The sequence below is a fragment of the Stenotrophomonas sp. 1337 genome, from assembly GCF_031455455.1.
Lineage (GTDB): Bacteria > Pseudomonadota > Gammaproteobacteria > Xanthomonadales > Xanthomonadaceae > Stenotrophomonas > Stenotrophomonas indicatrix.
The window spans coordinates 407,394-427,005 of sequence record NZ_JAVDSR010000001.1; the positions used below are offsets into that span (position 1 = coordinate 407,394).

Genomic DNA, 19,612 nt, shown 5'->3' on the forward strand with positions numbered 1-19,612 from the left:
GGTAGTGCCCATTCCGACAACCGCTTGCGCGTTCGCATCGAAATGGGCCCGCCAGGCTTGGCAGCATCCCTTCAATTCCAGTGTCGATCCATCCAATCGGTTGCAGATGCATGCGTTGAAGGCGGCATCCGCACTGCAGCATGCGACACCGTCACCCCGGTGCTAGGATCTGACCACCATCTGAATCGATCCAAATGCCGATGCCCACGCTGGACCGTCGTCTCCTGATCGCTGTCGCCGCCACGGCGATGTTCGCCTCCGGCCTGGCTGCGGCCGCTCCGGCCAAGACCGCCGCCGACAAGGCCTATGCCTCGGTCGATCCCTTCATTGGCACCGGCGGTGAGGGGCATACCTACCCCGGCGCGACGGTGCCGTTCGGCATGGTCCAGCTCAGCCCGGACACGCGCATCCAGCCGCGCGAGAAGGCCTACGGCTGGGCGGCAGGCTACCGTTACGACGACAGCAGCATCGTCGGTTTCTCGCACACGCACTTTTCCGGCACCGGTCATTCCGATTTGGGCGACATCCTGCTGATGCCGTTCACCGGCAACCCTGGACTGGAGCGCGGCGACCCCGAAAAGCCACGCAGCGGTTACGCCTCGCGTTTCCGCCACGATGACGAGAAGGCCGAACCGGGCTATTACGCTGTCACCCTGGACGACTACAAGGTGCGCGCCGAGCTGACCACCAGCGCCCGCGTGGGCGTGCATCGCTATGCGTTCCCGAAGGGCAGCGAAGCCAAGGTGCTGCTAGACATGCGTACCAGCATGTATGACTACCCGGGCAAGATCCTGTGGTCGCGGGTACGCGTGCGTGGCGATGGCACCATCACCGGCTTCCGCGAGACGCGTGGCTGGGCCGCCGGCCGCCAGCTGTATTTCGCGATGCGCTTCTCGCGGCCGCTGGCCAGCCACGCGCTGCACAACACCGAACAGGACATCGTCTACAAGGGCTTCGTGCCCCCGGGCGAGAAGGACCCGGCGCAGCGCGCGCAGATCGAGGGGCGGCAGCTGGTGGGCACCTTCGACTTCGGCAAGCTGGATGCACCGCTGGTGGTGAAGGTGGCCATTTCGCCGGTCAGCGAGGCGGGCGCCATCGCCAACCTCGATGCGGAAGTGGCCGACTTCGATTTCGACCGTGTGCGCGCGCAGGCGAAGCAGGAGTGGACGCAGGCGTTGTCGGTGCTGGATATCGACGCACCGGAACACGCGCGTCGCAGCGCGTACACCGCGCTGTACCACACGCTGCTGGGGCCGACGCTGTTCATGGATGCCGACGGCCAGTACCGCGGCGCGGACAACGCCGTGCACCAGGCCAAAGGCTACACGAACTATTCGACGTTCTCGCTGTGGGATACCTACCGGGCGCTGCATCCGCTGCTGACCCTGGTGCAGCCGGAGAAGCGCAACAGCGATTTCGTCAATTCCATGCTGGCCCATCACGAGCACAGCCCTTACGGCATGCTGCCGGTGTGGTCGTTCCATGGCCTGGAAGACTGGTGCATGATCGGCTACCACGCGGTGCCGGTGATCGCCGATGCCTACGTGAAGGGTATTCGCGGCTTCGACGCGGACAAGGCCCTGAAGGCGATGGTGCAGACTGCCAACTACGGCCCTTACGATGGCATCGCCCAGTACCGTGAGCTGGGCTACGTGCCGATCGACGAGGAGGGCGAAGCAGCCAGCAAGACGCTGGAATACGCGTTCGATGACTGGACCATCGCGCGCATGGCGCAGGCGATGGGCAAGACCGATGTGGCCGCAACCTTCGACAAGCGCGCGGGCAACTGGCGCAACGCCTTCGACAAGGACACCGGCTTCATGCGTGCGCGCAAGCGCGATGGCAGCTTCCGTACGCCGTTCGACCCCAGCGCCAGTGGCTACGGCACCGACTACACCGAAGGCAATGCCTGGCAGTACTCATGGTACGTGCCGCAGGATGTGGCCGGCCTTGCCGCAGCGCATGGTGGCAGCGACAAACTGCTGGCGCGCCTGGATGAAGTGTTCAACGCGAAGGTCGATCCGGCCATCTTCGAGCACATGGAAGACATCACCGGCCTGATCGGCTGGTATGCGCATGGCAACGAGCCCAGCCACCACGTGGCCTACCTGTACTCGCATGCCGGCCAGCCGTGGCGCACGCAGGCACGCCTGAAGCAGATCATGGACACGCAGTATGCCGATCGTCCCGATGGCCTGGCCGGCAACGATGACGTGGGCCAGATGTCGGCGTGGTACGTGTTCACCGCGCTGGGTTTCTACCCGGTAGCGCCTGGCTCGGGCGAGTACATCCTCGGCCGCCCGTTCCTGCCGAAGACCGCAATGCGGCTGCCCAACGGCAAGACCTTCACCATCGTGGCCGAAGGGCTGGACGACAAGCACACCTATGTCGGCAGCGTGACCCTCAACGGCACGCCGTTGCAGCGCACCTTCCTGCGCCACGATGAGATCCTGGCCGGTGGCGAGTTGCACTTCACCATGCAGGCCGAACCGAACAAGGACTGGCCGGGGCAGGGCGCGCAGGCACCGTATTCGATGAGCCGGTAACACCCACGGTAGCGCCGGGCCATGCCCGGCGGTTGAGGGGCGGCGCCAACCAAGGTTGGCGTCTACCGGAACCGCGCACACCGCATTGAGGCGCCCTTGGTAGATGCCAACCTTGGTTGGCCTGCCGCGCGCCCACCAAGGTGGGCGACTACCGATGTGGCGTGATCTGGTAGGTGCCAACCTTGGTTGGCACGCCGCGCGCCCACCAAGGTGGGCGACTACCGATGTGGCGTGATCTGGTAGATGCCAACCTTGGTTGGCATGCCGCGCGCCCACCAAGGTGGGCGACTACCGATGTGGCGTGATCTGGTAGATGCCAACCTTGGTTGGCACGCCGCGCGCGCCCCAAGGTGGGCGACTACCGATGTGGCGTGATCTGGTAGGTGCCAACCTTGGTTGGCATGCCGCGCGCCCACCAAGGTAGGCGACTACCGATGTGGCGTGATCTGGTAGGTGCCAACCTTGGTTGGCACGCTGCTACACCATCCCACCATTGGCCCGCAGCACCTGGCCATTGATCCAGCCGCCATCGGCACCGGCCAGGAACGCCACCGCGCCGGCGATGTCTTCCGGCGTACCCAGCCGCTCCAACGGATTCATCTTCGCCAGCCGATCGATCAGTTCCGGCGACTTCCCGTCCAGGAACAGATCGGTGGCGGTCGGCCCGGGCGCCACCGCGTTCACGGTGATGCCGCGCCCACGCAGTTCCTTGCTGAGAATCGCGCCCATGGTCTCCACCGCGGCCTTGCTGGCGGCATACACGCCGTAGTTTTCCAGCTTGATGCCAACCACGCTGGTGGACAGGGTGACGATGCGACCACCGTCGCGCACGCGCCGCGCGGCCTCGCGCAGCACATTGAATGCACCCTTGAGGTTGATGCCGATCACACGGTCGAACAGGGCATCATCGCTGTCGGCCAGTGCGGCCAACTGCAGCACGCCGGCACTGTTGACCACCACATCGATGCCACCGAAGCGTGCATCGATGGCGTCGAACAGCGCGTGCACGGCCTGCGGGTCGGCGACATCGGCCTGCAGGGCGATGGCGTGCCCTCCGCTGGCGGTCAATTCGGCAGCCAGTGTTTCGGCCTCATCACGGCGCCCGGCATAGTTGATCACCACGGCATGGCCGTCGGCGGCCAGACGGCGCGAGATGGCCGCGCCGATGCCACGGGAGCCCCCGGTGACCAGGGCGACAGAGCGGGAAGCAGAGGGGGTCATGGCAGATTCCAGAAGTGCGCGCCGGCATGGCGCACGGCCATCTTCGTCTCTCCGCCGTCGCGGATAATCATGGATAATCCGGAAACATCATCCGGCCGCCCGAACAATGGACAGATTCACCGCCCTGCGTGCGTTCGTGCGGATCGTCGAGCGCCGCAGCTTCAGCCGTGCCGCCGAAGACCTGGGGCTGCCGCGGGCCACGGTGACCGACGCGATCAAAGCACTGGAGCAGCGTCTGGGTGTGCGCCTGCTGCACCGGACCACGCGCGTGGTGGTGCCGACGCTGGAAGGCGAGGCCTTCTACGGCCGCTGTCTGCGCCTGATCGCGGACATGGACGATGCCGAAGCCGCGTTCCGTGACGTGCCGCCACGCGGGCCGCTGCGCATCGAGGTGCACGGTACGCTGGGGCGCCACCTGTTGTTTCCGCATCTGCCGGATTTCCTGCAGCGGTACCCGGACATCGAACTGGAGGTCAGCGAGGGCGACCGCTATGTCGACCTGCTGCGCGAGGGGGTGGACGGGGCCATCCGCGTGGGCACCCTGGCCGACAGCGATCTGGCCGCGCGGCGCCTGGCGTTGCTGCGCGAGGTCACGGTGGCGTCGCCCGCTTACGTACAGGCACACGGGCGGCCGGAAAGCATCGCGTCGCTGGCGGCGGGACACCAGATGGTCGGCTACCGTTCCAGCGCCACCGGCCAGCTCATTCCGCTGGAGTTCCAGCAGGGTGGGCAGGTTCGCCACGTGCCGCTGCCGGCACGCGTGCGGGTGTCCGGTGCGGACGCCTTCCTCGGTGCCGCGTTGGCCGGGTTGGGCATCATCCAGGCACCGCGCTACCGGATGGACCCTTACATCGCGCGCGGGCAGTTGCTGGAACTGTTGCCCGGGATGCCACCCACACCGAGCCCGGTCAGCCTGGTCTATCCGCGCAACCGTACGCCATCGCCGCGGCTGCGGGTGTTCATCGACTGGGTGGCGGCTGTGTTCGAGCACGCAGGCTGACGCCGACCTGCCGCTCAACCAAGGCCGGGCAGCGGCGCGTGCGATGACACCAGCTGGCGGTCGCGCAATGCCTGCCAGAACGCGGTGGGAATCGTCGCCCCGGCCAACGCCAGGTTCTCGGCGATGCGCTCGGGACGGCTTGCACCGGGAATCGCCGCTGCCACTGCCGGGTGCGACAGCGAGAACTGCAGCGCGGCGGCGCGCAGGTCCACCTGGTGTTCTGCCGCAACGTCGCGCAATGCCTGCACGCGGGCCAGCACCTCTGGCGTGGCGGTCTGGTATTCGTAATGCGCGCCGCCGGCAAGGATGCCGGAGTTGTACGGCCCGCCGACCACGATGCCGACGCCACGTGCAACGCTGTCCGGCATCAACCGCTGCAGGGCCTCTTCGTGGTCGAGCAGGGTGTAGCGCCCGGCAATCAGGAAGCCATCCGGGTCGGCCTGCTGCAGCGCCATCTCGCAGGGCTGCACGCGGTTGACGCCCAGGCCCCAGGCCCTGATGACACCTTCCTCGCGCAGGCGGGTGAGCGCCACGGCGGCCCCGTCCATCGCCTGCTGGAAGACCTCCTTCCAGGCATCGCCATGGAAGTCACGCGCCGGATCGTGGATCCAGACGATGTCCAGGCGATCGGTACGAAGGCGCTGCAGGCTCTCCTCGATCGCGCGCAGGGTGCCGTCAGCGCTGTAGTCGTAGACGATGCGGTTGGGCAGGCCATGCTCGAACAGGCCACCTTTCTCACCAAGGTCACGCTGGGTGGTGTCTTCCACCTCGTCCAGCACACGGCGGCCGACCTTGCTGCTCAGTACATAGGCATCACGGTCGTGATGCCGCAGGGCCTCGCCCAGGCGCAGTTCGGCCAGGCCAGCGCCGTACAGCGGTGCGGCGTCGAAGTAGCGGATGCCCTGCTGCCAGGCTGCCTCGACGGTATCCAGCGCCTCCTGCTGGGGAATGTTGCGGTACATGTTGCCCAACGGTGCGGTGCCGAAGCCGATGGGCGAGGGAATGGAAAGTCGCATGGGAATCTCGTGGGGAAGGGACATTCAGTCGTGCGGGGGCAGCGCCTGCAGCGTGCCTTGCATGCGGTGGAAGCGGCCGTCGGTGGCGGTGAACCACGCCAGCGAATGGCCGTGCAGGAAGTCATCGACGTGCACCACGGTGGCACCGTCGGTTTCCTGCCAGGAAATGGCATAGATGCCCTCGGCAACCTGCCGCCACTCGCAGCCGGCTTCGCCGTAGGCACCGGCATAGGCACCGGAGACGATGGCGTAGTGCACGCGATGGCCATCAGCGCTGTAGCGGTTGTCGGCGGCCAGGCCGTCATAGCTGACCCGGAACCGGCGACCGGCAAACATCGGCGGGGCGTCGCTCATCGGATCGCCACCGGGTTGATGTTGACCTGGGTGGAGCCGACGTACAGCGGCTGGCCGAGCACGAACAGGAATTCCCACGCCTTGTCGCGCACCAGCGCGCGGCTGTCGATCAGTTCCAGGTTGTAGATGCCGCGCTTGGCCAGCATGTACTGGTTCACCGGGAACTCGTCGGCGCCGTGCGGATTGGGGTAGACCTCCGAGGCCCAGGTGTCACCGCCGAAGGCGACGATGCCCTGGTCGGCCAGCCACTTCGCCGCGTCCATGCCGATGCCCGGCTCGACCTCCAGGAACTGCGCGTTGTCCTTGCCGATCAGCTCCAGCCAGCCGGTGTTGAACAGCACCACATCGCCCTTGCGCAGGGTCAGGTGCTGCTGCTTCAGCACGGCCTGGATGTCGGCGACGCTGAACTCGGTGCCGCCGGGCACGATGGCCTTGCCGTAGTACGCGGTCATGTCCAGCACCACGCCGCGTGTGACCAGCGGCGGCACCTTCTCCACGCCCAGCCTGCGCACGCCATCGACGCTGACGAAGTCGGCGGCCTTGTTGCCGTTGTAGTAGACGTTGTCGATGCCGATGTGGCCAATGCCGTTGAGCTGGGTGCCGACACCGGTCCAGGCGTTCACCAGTTCATCGTTGAAGGTGAATCTGTTCGGGCCCAATGACTTGCCGGCCTGTTGCCCGACCTGCACGTTGTACAGGCGGAAGCTGCGATGGCGGAAGGCGGGCAGGTTCTTGTCCACCGGTACCGCCAGCGGATAGGTCTTTCCTGTCTTCACCAGCGACACCGCCTGCTTGACCACATCGGCGGTGAGCAGGTTGGCCGCGCCGATCTCATCGTTGGCGCCGTATATGGAGGGATACCAGTCCGCAGCGAGAGCGGTGGAGGGCAGCGGGAGCGAGGCCAGTGCAAGCAGGGCCAGGGAGGTGATGTTCATTGCGGGGCTCCAGTGCCGGTCACGCATGCGCCGCGAACTGCGGCAGCACGTACTCGGCGATTTCGTGGAAGGTGTCGGCCAAAGGCCGTTCGTTGCGGCGGAACTGCAGGCCGATGTGATCGACGCCGGCGGCCTGCATCGCCTGCAGTTCGGCCAGCAGCGCATTGCGGCCGCCGCGCAGGCCGAAGCGCCAACGCTGCAGCGGTGCGCCGGCCCGTTCCAGCAGATCCAGGTGGATGAAGCTGGCATAGGGTTTGTTGCCGGCCACCGCGCGCCACGCCGCCACGCGGTGGGCGTGTTCCTGGGGCGTGCCGGGGTAAGCCAGACAGCCGTCCATATGCGCGCCGATCCAGGCCGGCTGCTGCTGCGCCAGGCCGGCCACCAGCAGCGGCAGCGCCCGACCATCGGCAGGCAGTACTTCCAACCCCTGCGGCAGCCGTGCAGCGGTGCCTTCGCGCAGCAGCCCGATCTGCTCGCGGAAGCGCGTGCCACGGGTGTCGAAGTCGCGGCCGAACAGCGGGTACTCCACCGGCCGGTCGCCGCTGGCAACGCCCAGCAGCAGGCGATCGCCACTGAGCTGCTGTACGCTGCGTGCCGACTTCAACGTCAGCAGAGGTTCGCGGATCGGCAGCACCACCGCGCCGGTCCCCAGCAGGATCTCTTCGGTGATGCCGGCCAGGTAGCCGAGATAGGTGAACACTTCGAACACCTGCGCGGCATCGCCGAATGCCGGGTCGTACACCGGCACGTCGCGCACCCACAGCGCACGGAAGCCGAGGCGGTCGGCCAGCCTGGCAAGGTCGGCGTGCTGCTGCAGGTCCGGTTCGCCCGGCAGGCGGCGCGCAATGCGTCGTGCCTGTTCGCCCAGCGGCGTCCAGTCGTTGTCCAGCGGCGCTTCAATGCCAATGCTGAAGCCGCCCGCCTGCAGTCGTGTCAACGCAGTAGCCATCAGCGCGTGCTCCTCAGTCCCAGGCAGGCGCCAGGCCCGGCGGGTCGACTTCACGGCCGTTGCGTTCAAGTGCGGCGATCGCAGCCATGTCTTCGGCATCCAGCTGCAGCTCGCGGGCAAGCAGATTGCTGGCCAGGTTTTCGCGCTTGGTCGAGGAAGGAATGACGGCGTAACCCAGCTGCAGCGCCCAGGCCAGTGCGACCTGGGCCACCGTGGCCTGGTGCTTGTCAGCGATGGCGGCCAGCACCGGGTCCTTCAGTACCTTGCCGTAGGCCAGGGTCATGTAGGAGGTCACCGCGATGCCCTGTTCCTGCAGGAAAGCGGTCAATGCCGGGTTCTGCAGATAGGGGCTGAGCTCGATCTGGTTGGTGGCGATCTGGCCCTGGCCAACTACGGCGATGGCCTGGCGGGTCAGTTCGATGTTGAAGTTGGATACGCCGATCTGCCGGGTCAGGCCCAGCGTCTTTGCTTCGGCCAGTGCGGTCATGTACTCGCGCAGCGCGACCGTGCTGCCCGGTGCCGGCCAGTGGATCAGCAGCAGGTCGACATGGTCGGTGCGCAGCTTGGCCAGGCTCTCGCGCAGGCTCGGCAGCAGTCTGTCGGCGGCATGGTTGTCGACCCAGATCTTGGTGGTGATGAACAGTTCGTCGCGCGGTACACCGGATTCGGCGATTGCCTGGCCGACCTCGGCTTCATTGCCGTAGATCTGCGCGGTGTCGATGGCGCGATAGCCGAGCTCGAGGGCGTTGCGCACTGAATCGATGACGGTCTGGCCGGTCAGGCGGAACGTGCCGACGCCAAAGGAAGGAAGGCTCATGGGAACTCCAGCTGGGTAGGGAGCGGTGTGCTCCGATGGGGGCCAGTCTGGTCGCTTTACATTTGCAGATTAAGCCGTGTATACGGGAAATGCTTTTGCGCCGAGGTAAAGAATGAAAACCACCCTGGATGAGCTGAAGGCGTTTGTCGCCGTGGTCGACAGCGGCTCGATCACCGCCGCCGCCGAGGTGCTGGGACTGACCATCTCGGCCACCAGCCGCACCCTGGCGCGCTTGGAGGACAAGCTGCAGACCACGCTGCTGCGGCGGACCACGCGACGGCTGGAGCTGACCGAAGAGGGCGCGGCGTTCCTGGAATACGCGCGCACGATCCTGGCCACGGTGGACGAAGCCGAGGAACAGATGGCGGCGCGCCGGCAACAACCTGTAGGGCGGCTGCGGGTGGATGCAGCCACGCCGTTCATGCTGCACGTGATCGTGCCGCTGCTGGCCGGCTTCCGCGAGCGCTATCCGCAGGTGCAGTTGGAGCTGAACTCCAACGAGGGCATCACCGACCTGATCGAGAAACGCACCGACGTGGCGTTCCGCATCGGCGTGCTGCGCGACTCCACCCTGCATGCGCGGCCGATCGGCCACAGCCGCATCCGCGTGGTCGCCAGCCCGGAGTACCTGCGGCAGTACGGTACGCCCACCCGCATCGCGCAACTGCGCGCGCACACGCCGCTGGGTTTCACCCACCCGGGTTCACTCAACGAGTGGCCGCTGACCGACGCCGATGGCGGTCCATTGGTGATCCAGCCGGCCATTGCATCTTCCAGCGGAGAAACGCTGCGGCAGATGGCGGTGAACGGGCTGGGCATCGCCTGCCTGTCCGATTTCCTGACCCGCCAGGACCGGCGCGAAGGGCACCTGGTACAGCTGTTCTCCAAGCAGACCCAGGAGGTCCGCCAGCCGATCAACGCGGTGTACTACCGCAACACCGCGCTGGCCGCGCGCATCACCTGTTTCGTCGACCACGTGACGCAGACGCTGGGTCAACGTCCGTTCGACGAATAGCGTCCTGGCGGCCGGTGCCTTGCGCGGCCCAGATGCTGGGCGTGCAACCGGCCACGCGCTGGAAGGCCGCCGCGAACTTGCTGGGATTGGCGTAGCCGCAGGCCAGCGCGACCTCAGTGACGCGCTGCCCCTTGGACAGTGCGTACTGCGCCCAGTGCATCCGGCGCTGGGTCAGGTAGGCATACGGTGGCATGCCGGTAGCGGCGCGCAGGGCGCGGCTGAACGTGGTCGGTTCCATGCCGAGTACGTCTGCCAGCGCTGCGACATCCAGCGACTGGGAACGGTGTTCATCGATGAAGTCCTGCAGCTGGCGCAGTTGCCGCGATGACAGCGGTGCAGCCATCCGCGGCCGGGCGGGCGGTTGGCCGGCAAGCTGCGCCAACCGCCGCACCACGACTTCTGCGCCGTACTGCAGGAAGCCGGGCACGCTGGCGTCAGCCTGCGCGCTGGACCACAGCGCGTGCAGTACGGCAGCGATGACCGGGTCGCGATGCAGCCGCAGGGAAAGGGCGTGGATGTCCGGGAAGCCGCCAGGCGCATCACGCCACTGCGCGGTATCGATGGCCATTCCCAGCAGCTCCACGGCTGGGCTGGCGTAGTGTCCACGATCGCCGGGCAGTACCACGTTGAACTGGCCCGGATGCCAAGGCGCCTGCAGTACCCCGGCAGTGGTGCGTTGATACAGGTTGCCGCCACCGGCCAGCGCCAGGCCCAGCCGCAGCTGGTGCGGGTTGCCCATGGGGCCTTCGCTGGCCTGGAAGCCATGGCGCAGCAGAACGATCGCGCCGTCCTCGCTGGTCACGGTGCCATCACTGGGCAGGGTGGCTTCCCGGTGCAACTGGTCGGCGAGGGCGGGCATGGCAGGTCCAGGAATGGAGCAGCGCTGACTGCAATGGAGTGGCGGCGAGTGCGGAATGTTACAGGATAACAGTTTGCGCCAGCTGGCCCGCCAAGCGCGTTTCCGTTCCTCATGAGGTCTACCTTGAAATCCCCCGTTTCCTCCGTTGCCCTTGTCGCAGCGTCGTTGCTGGTTCCTGTTGTTCCTGCCCACGCGCAGTCCGCCGATGCCACCACCCTTGATGGGGTGGTGGTCACCGGCTCCAAGCGCGACACGCCCTACCTGAAGAGTGACCTGTCGGTGACCGTGCTTGATCGGCAGGCACTGAAGGAAGCCGGTGTCACCGAGTTCCGCGACCTGGACAAGCTGGCGCCCAACGTGAAGTTCAACGTGATGGGCCAGCTGAGCAACATGTTCATTTCCATCCGTGGCATCGAATCCAATCCCTTCCTGGTCAACCGCGCGTCGGTGTACATCGATGGCATTCCGTTCCGTGAGCTGAGCAACGCAGTACTCAACCAGGTTGAATCGGTTGAGGTGCTGCGGGGGCCGCAGGGAACCCTGTACGGCGCCAACAGCGAATCCGGGCTGGTGCTGGTGCGCACGCGCGGCCCGGCCGATACCCGCGAGGGTGAGGTGAACGTGCGCAGCACCTGGTTCGGCAACGGCAACGGTACGGCCGTGGATGGTTTCCTGGCTGGCCCGCTGGGCAAGGACGGCACGCTGTCGGGCTCGGTGGCGTTCATGGGCTCCGAAGAGGATGCCTACTTGAAGAATCTGACCCCGTACGGCGCGCGCGGCGAAGTGAAAGAGGGCTACCTGCAGGGCAAGCTGCGCTGGCGTCCCAGCGATTACGTGACCGTCAACGCCTTGGCCTATCACCTGCGCACGCGCGCACCGGGCATGTTCGAGTACGAGTACCTGCCGCTGGATACCGGCCTGTACAACCGCACCTATGGCGACCGCCTCAATGGTGGCCGCCATGCAGGTGACTTCACCTACATCAACGATGCGCCAAAGCGCACCGAAAAGGACGAGACCGTCGCAGGCCTGAGCGCGCAGTGGCAACTGCAGGCCGGCACCCTGGATGTGGCCGCCTCGTACCGCAGCGAGGAAGCCAGCTCGGCCGGCTACGACTTCGACATGACCGCCAGCTCCGCACTGGCCGGGTACATACATGACAAGAAGAATGCCTGGAATGCCGAGGCGCGCTTCAGCTCGCCCAGCGACCAGGCGTTGACCTGGATGGCCGGTGTATCGACGTACCGCATCGACAAGAATTCGATCCAGGGCACCTTCGTCGGCCCGGCGCTGCGGGGCTTGGACAGTTACAACCTGGCGCCGCGGCAGACCTCCAAGGGTGAGGACTACAGTGTTTTCGCGACCGCCAGCTACACGCTGCCGGCATTGCCGAAATTGACCGCCAGCCTCGGCATTCGCCACGAACAGGCCCGGCGTTCCACCGAGCAGCGTGCCGGATTCCTCGACCTGGGCGCGGGAGGCCTGGTGCGCTACCGCGACGCGGCCCTGGCGCATACGTTCTCGGCCACGTTGCCCCGCGTCTCGCTGCGCTATGACGCCAGCGATGATCTGTCGTTCTATGCGGCCTCGGCCAAGGGCTACATCCCCGGCGGCTTCAACCTGGCCGCCGCGCAGAGCGATGTGATCAACGACAAGGTGCTGCGCTACGAATCCGAGCGCATGTGGAGCCATGAAATCGGCTTCAAGATGAACCTGGCTGGCGGCCGTGGCCATATCGGCGGTGCCCTTTTCCACATCAGCTCGGACAACTGGCAGGAAATCCAGGTGGCCACCGATGCCAACGGCCGGCCGATCTCGTCCGACTACGTGGGCTCGGATGCCTCGATGCGGTCGCGCGGTGCAGAACTGGAAGGTGTGTTTGAAGTCGCGCCGGGGTTTACGGTGATGGCCAACGTCGGCTATGTCGATGCGACGTACACCAAGCTCTGGGTAAGCCCGCAGGAGAACCTCCACGGCAAGCGGGTCAAGCTGACGCCGCACTACACAGGCTACCTGGCAGCGCGGTATCAGTTCGACTCCGGCATCTATGCCCGGGTGGAATCGCAGTTCACCGGCTCCAGCGCGCTGGACGAGCGCAACCGCGCGTTCCAGCCGGCCGTGGCTGTGCTCGGCGTGCAACTGGGCTATGAGCGCGGGCCGTGGAGCACGCGCGTGTTCGTGCAGAACCTGACCGACAAGCGCCGCATCAATGGCCTGATCTTCGACAACCTGGCCTTCGGCCGCGACGGCAACTACTACGGGCCGGTGGACAGCCCGCGCATTGTCGGCGCCGAGGTCGGCTACCGGTTCTGAGCGGGCATCAGCCGGCGGGCCGCAGGGCCCGCCGGTTGCGCAGATGTGCGGTGGCCAGCATCAGCCCACCACAGGCGGTGGCAGCGCCGTGCCAGAGCAGCGATTCCTTCAACGGCAGGTACAGCGAGGCGGACAGCAACAGGATCGCGCCTGCCAGGGCCACGCACAGCGGCAGGGCGCGTCGATGGCGCCGCTGGCCGGCGGCGGTGCTGAGCAGGGCGATCGACGAGGCCAGCAGCGCGAACAGCCATTCCCAGCGCGACATCACCAGCAGTGCGGTCATCGCGCCATGGCCAGGGTGCTGGAACGAGCGCAGCGCCATCATCGCCGCCGGCGTGAAGGCCAGCAGCAGGGGCAGGGCCACGCAATGCGCGGCACAGGCCAGCGACAGCCATGCGCCTGCCAGATCGAAACGGGGATGCCAGCGTGCCGAAGCTGGCGGTTGGGTCCGGGCCCTTGCGGGCGAGATCGGGATGTGGTCCATAATGTTACATAGTAACAATACGGAGCCGCCCGATGAAACGTTCTGCCGCCCTTCTGCTGCTGCTTGCTGCCCATTCTGCGAACGCCCACGACGTGCGCCATCACGGTGCTCATGTCCATGGCCAGGCCGATGTCGATCTGGCCGTGGACCAGGGAACGCTGGAACTGGCACTGCGTGCGCCCGGCATCGGCATCCTCGATTTCGAGCGACCGCCGGCCGACAGCCGCGAACAGGCCGCATTGGCGCGGGCGCGATCGATCCTGCAGAGCGGCAGCTGGGTCACGTTGCCGACCGCTGCGCAGTGCCGGTTGGACCATGCCGAGGCGACGGCGGAGGGCTTTGCGCCAGTAGCTGTGGCAGCACAGCCAGGCCAGCACACGCACGCTGGATTCACCGCCGCACTGCGCTACCACTGCGCCAACCCGGCAGCACTGCGCGGGCTGGCATTGTCACTGCCTACGCTGTTTCCGGGGCTGCACGAGGTGATCGTCAACACCGCAACATCGACCGGGCAAGGCCGCAGCGTGGTTACTGCTGACAGCCTGCGGGTGCCGCTGGCGCCATGAACGACGATGCCATCATCGACCTGCAGGGCGTGCAGTTCGGCTACGCGGGCCGCGCGGTGCTGGACATCGCACAGCTGCAGGTGCGCGCAGGCAGCAGCGTGCTGCTGCGCGGGACCAGCGGCTCGGGCAAGAGCACGCTGCTGGGCCTGCTGGCGGGCATTCTGCTGCCGGCCAGCGGCAGCATCCGGGTTGCCGGCCATCGGGTGAACACGCTCGGTGCCGCCGCGCGCGATCGTTTCCGTGCCGACCAGCTGGGCGTGATCTTCCAGCAGTTCAACCTGCTGCCATTCCTGAGCGTGCGCAACAACATCGCCCTGGGCGTGCGCTTTTCGCCATTGCGCAACGCGCGCATCGAAGGTGGACTGGACGCGGAAATCGCGCGTCTGCTGCGTGCGCTGCAGCTCGATCCGGCACTGATGCCGCGCGCGGCAGGCACGCTCAGCGTCGGCCAGCAGCAGCGCGTTGCCGCTGCCCGTGCCCTGATCGGTCGCCCGGCGGTACTGCTGGCCGACGAACCGACCTCGGCGCTGGACCCCGAAGCGGCCACGGCGTTCGTGCAGCTGATGTCCGCGCAGTGCCGCGCAGCTGGCACCACCGCGCTGGTGGTCAGCCACGATGACCGCCTGCAGCCGTTGTTCGACCAGGTGTTGTCGCTGGGTGATCTGAACCGGGCAGGGGGTGCACATGTTTGAGTTGGCCTGGGCCAGCCTGCGCAGCCGCGCCTTGAGCGTGAGCCTGACCGTGCTGGTCATCACCCTGAGCGTGGTCCTGCTGCTGGGCGTGGAGCGCATCCGCACGCAGGCCCACGAAGGCTTTGCCAGCACCGTCTCGGGTACGGACCTGATCGTGGGCGCACGCTCGGGGCCGGTGAACCTGCTGCTGTACTCGGTCTTCCACATCGGCGACCCGACCAACAACGTGTCCTGGCAGTCCTACCAGGAACTGTCCGCGCTGCCGCAGGTGAAATGGGCGGTGCCGCTGTCGCTGGGCGATTCCTGGCGTGGCTATCGGGTGATCGGCACCACCGCCGGTTATTTCGAACATTACCGGCATGGCGCAGGGCATGCGCTGGCATTCGCGCAGGGCCAGCCGTTCGACGACCTGTATGACGCGGTGGTCGGCGCCGAAGTCGCGCAGGCCGCGCACATCGGCCTGGGCACTGAGATCGTGCTGGCCCATGGCACCGGTGCGGTAACGCTGGCCACGCATGCCGACAAGCCGTTCCGCGTGGTCGGCATCCTGCAGCGTACCGGCACGCCGGTGGATTCGTCCGTGCTGGTGTCATTGCCGGCGATCGAAGCGATCCATGTCGATTGGCGCTCCGGCGTGCAGTTGCGCAGCCAGCATGTCAGTGCAGAACAGGCACGGCAGCTTGACCTGACCCCGACCAGCATCACCGCCTTCATGCTCGGGCTGAACTCGCGGATCGCCACCTTCGGCGTGCAGCGCAGCATCAACGAGTATCCAGACGAAGCGCTGCAGGCGATCCTGCCCGGCGTGACGTTGCAGCAGCTGTGGCAGTCGCTGGGCACTGCCGAGCGCGCGCTGCAGCTGATCAGTGCGATGGTGGTGCTGCTGGGCATGGTGTCACTGATGGCGCTGCTGGTATCGACGCTGCAGGAACGCCGCCGTGAGATGGCGGTGCTGCGCGCCACCGGTGCGCGCCCGGCCTATGTGGCCTGCCTGCTGGTCGTTGAGGCCGTGGCCACTGCAGCAATGGCCTGCGCGTTGGCGCTGGCGGTGCTGACCTGTGCCAGCGCGGCCGGGCGCAGCTGGGCGCTGGCCAATTTCGGTCTGTCGATCACCCACGTCTGGCCGGACGCGCGCGAACTGGCCTGGGTGGGCGGCGTGCTGCTGATCAGCGCGGTTGCCGGCCTGCTGCCTGCGCTGCTGGCCTACCGGCGCACCCTGGCCGATGGCCTGGCGCCTGCGTCGTGAGCGCGGGCGTGCGCTGGTTGCTGCTGGCTGCGGCAATGCTGCTGGCCGCCTGCACGCGGCCGACCGATACCGGTGTGCAGGCACTGCCGCCGTCGCCGGTACAGAGCAATGCTGGCACGCAAAGCGAGCAGGAACTGGACTGGCTGCAGATGCTGCCCAGCGACGAACTGGCAGCACTCGAGCGCGGTGAGGGGCCGGAGGTGCAGCACAACGGCAACCGGCGCATGGCCCAGTTCGGTACGTTCCGTACGGTGGACGCGGTACTGGATCGCGCAGTGCGGTTGCCGGGCTACGTGGTGCCTTTGGCCAACGCGGCAGATGGCCGACTGGTCGAATTCCTGTTCGTGCCGTACTACGGCGCGTGCATCCACGTGCCACCGCCGCCACCGAACCAGATCGTGCATGTGCTGCTGCCGCGGCCGATCGCCATGCCCGACATGTACTCGCCGTTCTTCCTGGCAGGCGTGCTGCGCGCCGAGCGGGTGAACGATGATCTTGCCGGCTCCGCCTACAGCATGGCCGACGCCGAACTGAGGCCTTATGAACCGTAGCGCGAAGCTGCTTGCCGGTGCTCTTGCCGCTGTACTGCTGGCCAGTTGTGGCCGGCCCGCCGTGGACGCCCCACCGCCACAGGCCAACAATGCTGCTGCGTCGCCGGTGGCGGCGTCTGCAGTGATCGACCGCTGGGACGCGCTGATGCCCGAAGAGGACAGCTTCCAGCGTCCACCGCCGCAGATCGGGTTGTCGCGTGGCAATGGCATGGACGGGGTGGGGGGCTTGATCGACGATACGGGTTCGGGCTCGCTGCCTGGGCAGGCCATCGATCACTCCAGCCCGCTACGCGCGCAGCAGTTCGGCTCGTCGGCGGTGGTCGATGGCGTGGATGGACGGGCGCTGGACCTGGATGGCTATGTGGTGCCGCTGGCGATGAACGACGCCGGGCAGGTGGACGAACTGCTGTTCGTGCCGTTCTATGGCGCGTGCATCCACGTGCCGCCGCCACCGCCGAACCAGATCATCCATGTGACCCTGGCCAGCCCCATCACGATGGGCGCGCTGTGGGATCCCTACCGGCTGTCAGGGCGCCTGCAGGTGAAGCACTTCGAGGCGGATATCGCCAGCGCGTCCTATGACGCTGCCGCAGCGACGCTTTCGGCGATCAACCGATGACGAGCACCCGATGACGAGGCTCCGCGCACGCACCGTCGCGCTGCTGATGGTGGTGTTGCTGCTGGCAGGAACCGGGGTGGCGCTGCTGTGGAACGCTACGCACGCGCCCTCGCCACCGGCCGTTGCATTTCCCGCACCAGTGGCGGAAGCGCAGGCACGCATCGAACATCACCTGGCGGCCGACAAGGCCTTTCGTGATGACCTGCTGTTCCTGCTGGTGGCGACGCTGCGCGACCGCTGCGAACCCGTGCAGGCGGGAGTGCTGGCGCGCATGGCCAACCGTGCGTCGCTGCCGGTGCTGGCGGCGGTCAGCGCCGTGACCGCGCAGGATGCGAGCCTGGACCGACCCATCTACCAGTACATCCAACACCGCGCCGACGCCACCGGCTGCGGTCAGCCACTGCGCGTGCCGGCAGGCGAAGGCGGCACTATCGAGGTGGACATCGAACAGTACGCGCGCACCTTCCCGGACAGCTACTTCGATCCGCAGCGCAGCAGTGTGCCGCGTGACTTCGGCGCGCGTCCGCTGGCGGAACGCGCCGGCAACGCCTGCAACAGCGTGGTCTATTCGGTGCTGCCGCTGGGAGGGGTCGATTGGCGCTGCAGCACGCTGCGCAGCAACGCCCGCGCGCGGGTGCGTGCGCTGTGCGAAGAGGAGATGCAGCGCCAGCACGGCCATCTGCAGGGGGAGCTGGATGCCGCGGTGGGACGCGCCATGCAGGACCCGATCGTGCAGGCGGTCGCTGCCTTGCCTGCGGAGTGCAGGTAGGCCCCGGGTCATGAGGCAGGGAGCATTGCGCCTCCCGTCAGCTGAATGGGTCTCACTGGCAGCCTCATAACTATACAGGATGTCCTGTATAGTTATGGATGTACTCCTTCCCCATCCAGGTTCCCATGGCTCTCTCCAAGCCCTTGGACGGTGCTCCGTCCCTGTCGCGCGCCCGACGCTGGTCGCTGCTGTTCACCGTTGCCGCCGGCCTGCTGCTGGTCACGCTGGACAACTCGGTGCTGTATACCGCGCTGCCGACCCTGACCGAGGAGCTGTCGGCCAGTGCCGGGCAGGCGCTGTGGATCATCAATGCCTACCCGCTGGTGATGGCCGGCCTGCTGCTGGGGGCGGGCACCCTGGGCGACCGCATCGGCCATCGCCGGATGTTCCTGGTCGGGCTGGTGGTGTTCGGCATCGCCTCGTTGGCAGCGGCGTTCTCTGCAACCGCAGGGCAGCTGATCGCAGCGCGCGCCTTCCTCGCCGTGGGTGCGGCGGCGATGATGCCGGCCACGCTGGCCTTGATCGGGCTCAGCTTCCATGAAGAACGCGAGCGCAACATCGCCATCGCGATCTGGGGTTCGGTGGCCATCGTCGGTGCGGCGCTGGGGCCGATCATCGGTGGCTTGCTGCTGCAGCACTTCTGGTGGGGCTCGGTGTTCCTCATCAATGTGCCGGTGGTAGTGGTCGCTTTCATCGCGACCCTGCTGCTGGCGCCGGAAGGGCAGCGCGACAGCACCCGCCCATGGGACCTGCTGTCCTCGCTGCTGGCATTGGCCGCGCTGTCGGGCCTGGTACTGGCGATCAAGTCGCTGATCGCCACGCCGCCCTCGTACAGCGTGGGCGCGGTCTCGCTGGTGCTGGCGGTCATCTCCGGCATCGCCTTCAGCCGCCGCCAGCAGCAGCTGCCGTATCCGCTGCTGGATTTCGCCATCTTCCGCAATCCGGCCTTCCTTGCCGGCACCCTGTCGGCGGTGTTCACCTTGTTTGCGATGGCAGGGCTGCAGCTGCTCACCACCCAGCGCTTCCAGTTGGTGGCGGGCCTCAGCCCGTTGCAGGCGGGCCTGCTGGTATCGGTGGCGGCGCTGGGCAGCCTGCCCAGCGCGTTGCTGGGCGGCAGCGTGCTGCATCGCGTCGGCCTGCGTCCGCTGATCTGCGGCGGCCTTGCGGCCGGTGCGGTAGGTGTGGGCGTGGTGGCGCTGGGCTTCCCACATGGGCTGGGCTGGGTGGTGGCCGGCATGGCGATCACCGGCTTCGGCATGGGTGCTGCCATCTCGGTGGCGTCCACCGCCATCCTCAACAACGTGCCGCCGCATCGTGCGGGCATGGCCTCGTCGGTGGAGGAAGTGTCCTACGAGTTCGGCGGTCTGCTGGCCGTCGCGCTGCTGGGCAGCCTGAGCGCTGCGATGTACGGCGCTTTCCTGCCGGAGTCGGCGGGTATTCCCGCCGCCGCGCGCGAGGGCTTCACCCAGGCGCTGCACGTGGCGCGTGAGGTGGGGCAGGGCGAGTGGTTCGCGCTGGCCACCGCGGCCTACGATCGCGGTTACCAGATCGTGCTGCTGGTGATCAGTGCGGCGCTGGCGGCCGGCGCGGTGATCATCGCGCGCCTGCTGCGTGGACGCGCCGGTGGCCGCGACGGCGCCGCCGATCGCGTAAAATAACG

19 protein-coding genes are annotated in these 19,612 nt (G+C 67.0%); 11 read left to right on the forward strand and 8 right to left on the reverse strand.

Annotation, left to right across the window (positions count from 1 at the left end; genetic code table 11):
- Positions 1 to 194: 194 nt before the first annotated feature.
- Positions 195 to 2,546 (forward strand): GH92 family glycosyl hydrolase, encoded by a 2,352-nt coding sequence (locus J2X70_RS01840; RefSeq protein ID WP_309908610.1) that lies wholly within the window; start codon positions 195 to 197, stop codon positions 2,544 to 2,546.
- A 477-nt stretch (positions 2,547 to 3,023) separates the two neighbouring features.
- On the opposite strand, the gene J2X70_RS01845 is transcribed toward J2X70_RS01840, so the two are convergent.
- The gene (locus tag J2X70_RS01845; RefSeq protein WP_309908612.1) at positions 3,024 to 3,767 is read right to left on the reverse strand and encodes an SDR family oxidoreductase; all 744 of its coding nucleotides are present in this window, start codon (positions 3,765 to 3,767) and stop codon (positions 3,024 to 3,026) included.
- Between the two features lie 106 nt (positions 3,768 to 3,873).
- On the opposite strand from J2X70_RS01845, the gene J2X70_RS01850 reads away from it, so the two are divergent.
- On the forward strand, positions 3,874 to 4,767 hold the full coding sequence (locus J2X70_RS01850) for a LysR family transcriptional regulator (RefSeq protein WP_134832640.1): 894 nt from the start codon (positions 3,874 to 3,876) through the stop codon (positions 4,765 to 4,767).
- A 14-nt stretch (positions 4,768 to 4,781) separates the two neighbouring features.
- Here J2X70_RS01850 and J2X70_RS01855 read toward each other — a convergent pair whose 3' ends face one another.
- The 5 genes from J2X70_RS01855 to dkgB are packed head-to-tail and all read right to left on the reverse strand — an operon-like array spanning position 4,782 to position 8,838.
- Positions 4,782 to 5,783, reverse strand: coding sequence for an aldo/keto reductase (locus J2X70_RS01855; protein WP_309908614.1), 1,002 nt, complete (start codon positions 5,781 to 5,783; stop codon positions 4,782 to 4,784).
- Between the two features lie 24 nt (positions 5,784 to 5,807).
- Positions 5,808 to 6,137, reverse strand: coding sequence for an adenylate cyclase (locus J2X70_RS01860; RefSeq protein ID WP_279207101.1), 330 nt, complete (start codon positions 6,135 to 6,137; stop codon positions 5,808 to 5,810).
- Positions 6,134 to 7,072: a cyclase family protein gene (locus J2X70_RS01865; protein ID WP_309908617.1), complete on the reverse strand. Its 939-nt coding sequence runs from the start codon at positions 7,070 to 7,072 to the stop codon at positions 6,134 to 6,136. The genes J2X70_RS01860 and J2X70_RS01865 overlap by 4 nt, the downstream gene beginning before the upstream one ends.
- 19 nt (positions 7,073 to 7,091) lie before the next feature.
- The gene (locus J2X70_RS01870; protein WP_309908619.1) at positions 7,092 to 8,021 is read right to left on the reverse strand and encodes a TIGR03571 family LLM class oxidoreductase; all 930 of its coding nucleotides are present in this window, start codon (positions 8,019 to 8,021) and stop codon (positions 7,092 to 7,094) included.
- A 13-nt stretch (positions 8,022 to 8,034) separates the two neighbouring features.
- Positions 8,035 to 8,838, reverse strand: coding sequence for a 2,5-didehydrogluconate reductase DkgB (dkgB, locus tag J2X70_RS01875; RefSeq protein ID WP_134832636.1), 804 nt, complete (start codon positions 8,836 to 8,838; stop codon positions 8,035 to 8,037).
- A 112-nt stretch (positions 8,839 to 8,950) separates the two neighbouring features.
- On the opposite strand from dkgB, the gene J2X70_RS01880 reads away from it, so the two are divergent.
- A complete protein-coding gene (locus tag J2X70_RS01880; RefSeq protein WP_309908623.1) occupies positions 8,951 to 9,853 on the forward strand; it encodes a LysR substrate-binding domain-containing protein in 903 nt (300 codons plus the stop codon).
- Here the strand turns inward: J2X70_RS01880 and J2X70_RS01885 are convergent.
- Positions 9,795 to 10,712, reverse strand: coding sequence for an AraC family transcriptional regulator (locus tag J2X70_RS01885; RefSeq protein WP_080277612.1), 918 nt, complete (start codon positions 10,710 to 10,712; stop codon positions 9,795 to 9,797). The genes J2X70_RS01880 and J2X70_RS01885 overlap by 59 nt on opposite strands.
- Positions 10,713 to 10,835: 123 nt before the next feature.
- Between J2X70_RS01885 and J2X70_RS01890 the strand changes: the two genes are divergently transcribed.
- Positions 10,836 to 13,025 (forward strand): TonB-dependent receptor, encoded by a 2,190-nt coding sequence (locus J2X70_RS01890; RefSeq protein WP_309908626.1) that lies wholly within the window; start codon positions 10,836 to 10,838, stop codon positions 13,023 to 13,025.
- 7 nt (positions 13,026 to 13,032) lie between these two features.
- Here the strand turns inward: J2X70_RS01890 and J2X70_RS01895 are convergent, their stop codons facing one another.
- A complete protein-coding gene (locus tag J2X70_RS01895; protein ID WP_025874414.1) occupies positions 13,033 to 13,509 on the reverse strand; it encodes a MerC domain-containing protein in 477 nt (158 codons plus the stop codon).
- 32 nt (positions 13,510 to 13,541) lie between these two features.
- Between J2X70_RS01895 and J2X70_RS01900 the strand changes: the two genes are divergently transcribed.
- The 7 genes from J2X70_RS01900 to J2X70_RS01930 all read left to right on the forward strand — a co-directional run bounded on the left by J2X70_RS01900 (position 13,542) and on the right by J2X70_RS01930 (position 19,610).
- Positions 13,542 to 14,075 carry a DUF2796 domain-containing protein gene (locus J2X70_RS01900; protein WP_309908629.1) on the forward strand — a complete coding sequence of 178 codons (534 nt, stop codon included), beginning with the start codon at positions 13,542 to 13,544 and terminating at the stop codon, positions 14,073 to 14,075.
- Positions 14,072 to 14,767 carry an ATP-binding cassette domain-containing protein gene (locus J2X70_RS01905; protein WP_033831215.1) on the forward strand — a complete coding sequence of 232 codons (696 nt, stop codon included), beginning with the start codon at positions 14,072 to 14,074 and terminating at the stop codon, positions 14,765 to 14,767. The genes J2X70_RS01900 and J2X70_RS01905 overlap by 4 nt, the downstream gene beginning before the upstream one ends.
- Positions 14,760 to 16,013, forward strand: coding sequence for an ABC transporter permease (locus J2X70_RS01910; protein WP_081323722.1), 1,254 nt, complete (start codon positions 14,760 to 14,762; stop codon positions 16,011 to 16,013). The genes J2X70_RS01905 and J2X70_RS01910 overlap by 8 nt, the downstream gene beginning before the upstream one ends.
- 8 nt (positions 16,014 to 16,021) lie before the next feature.
- Positions 16,022 to 16,564, forward strand: coding sequence for a DUF3299 domain-containing protein (locus tag J2X70_RS01915; RefSeq protein WP_301864615.1), 543 nt, complete (start codon positions 16,022 to 16,024; stop codon positions 16,562 to 16,564).
- A complete protein-coding gene (locus J2X70_RS01920; RefSeq protein WP_309908635.1) occupies positions 16,554 to 17,183 on the forward strand; it encodes a DUF3299 domain-containing protein in 630 nt (209 codons plus the stop codon). Before J2X70_RS01915 ends, J2X70_RS01920 begins: the two co-directional genes overlap by 11 nt.
- A gap of 46 nt (positions 17,184 to 17,229) precedes the next feature.
- Positions 17,230 to 17,952, forward strand: a complete 723-nt coding sequence (locus J2X70_RS01925; RefSeq protein WP_309909055.1) for a hypothetical protein — start codon at positions 17,230 to 17,232, stop codon at positions 17,950 to 17,952.
- A 125-nt stretch (positions 17,953 to 18,077) separates the two neighbouring features.
- On the forward strand, positions 18,078 to 19,610 hold the full coding sequence (locus J2X70_RS01930; protein ID WP_309908637.1) for an MFS transporter: 1,533 nt from the start codon (positions 18,078 to 18,080) through the stop codon (positions 19,608 to 19,610).
- Positions 19,611 to 19,612: the final 2 nt, after the last annotated feature.

Coding starts and splice junctions, on each gene's coding strand:
- J2X70_RS01840 (WP_309908610.1), top strand. CDS start 195: ATGCCGATGCCCACGCTGGACCGTCGTCTCCTGATCGCTGTCGCCGCC.
- J2X70_RS01845 (WP_309908612.1), bottom strand. CDS start 3,767: ATGACCCCCTCTGCTTCCCGCTCTGTCGCCCTGGTCACCGGGGGCTCC.
- J2X70_RS01850 (WP_134832640.1), top strand. CDS start 3,874: ATGGACAGATTCACCGCCCTGCGTGCGTTCGTGCGGATCGTCGAGCGC.
- J2X70_RS01855 (WP_309908614.1), bottom strand. CDS start 5,783: ATGCGACTTTCCATTCCCTCGCCCATCGGCTTCGGCACCGCACCGTTG.
- J2X70_RS01860 (WP_279207101.1), bottom strand. CDS start 6,137: ATGAGCGACGCCCCGCCGATGTTTGCCGGTCGCCGGTTCCGGGTCAGC.
- J2X70_RS01865 (WP_309908617.1), bottom strand. CDS start 7,072: ATGAACATCACCTCCCTGGCCCTGCTTGCACTGGCCTCGCTCCCGCTG.
- J2X70_RS01870 (WP_309908619.1), bottom strand. CDS start 8,021: ATGGCTACTGCGTTGACACGACTGCAGGCGGGCGGCTTCAGCATTGGC.
- dkgB (WP_134832636.1), bottom strand. CDS start 8,838: ATGAGCCTTCCTTCCTTTGGCGTCGGCACGTTCCGCCTGACCGGCCAG.
- J2X70_RS01880 (WP_309908623.1), top strand. CDS start 8,951: ATGAAAACCACCCTGGATGAGCTGAAGGCGTTTGTCGCCGTGGTCGAC.
- J2X70_RS01885 (WP_080277612.1), bottom strand. CDS start 10,712: ATGCCCGCCCTCGCCGACCAGTTGCACCGGGAAGCCACCCTGCCCAGT.
- J2X70_RS01895 (WP_025874414.1), bottom strand. CDS start 13,509: ATGGACCACATCCCGATCTCGCCCGCAAGGGCCCGGACCCAACCGCCA.
- J2X70_RS01900 (WP_309908629.1), top strand. CDS start 13,542: ATGAAACGTTCTGCCGCCCTTCTGCTGCTGCTTGCTGCCCATTCTGCG.
- J2X70_RS01905 (WP_033831215.1), top strand. CDS start 14,072: ATGAACGACGATGCCATCATCGACCTGCAGGGCGTGCAGTTCGGCTAC.
- J2X70_RS01910 (WP_081323722.1), top strand. CDS start 14,760: ATGTTTGAGTTGGCCTGGGCCAGCCTGCGCAGCCGCGCCTTGAGCGTG.
- J2X70_RS01920 (WP_309908635.1), top strand. CDS start 16,554: ATGAACCGTAGCGCGAAGCTGCTTGCCGGTGCTCTTGCCGCTGTACTG.
- J2X70_RS01925 (WP_309909055.1), top strand. CDS start 17,230: ATGGTGGTGTTGCTGCTGGCAGGAACCGGGGTGGCGCTGCTGTGGAAC.
- J2X70_RS01930 (WP_309908637.1), top strand. CDS start 18,078: ATGGCTCTCTCCAAGCCCTTGGACGGTGCTCCGTCCCTGTCGCGCGCC.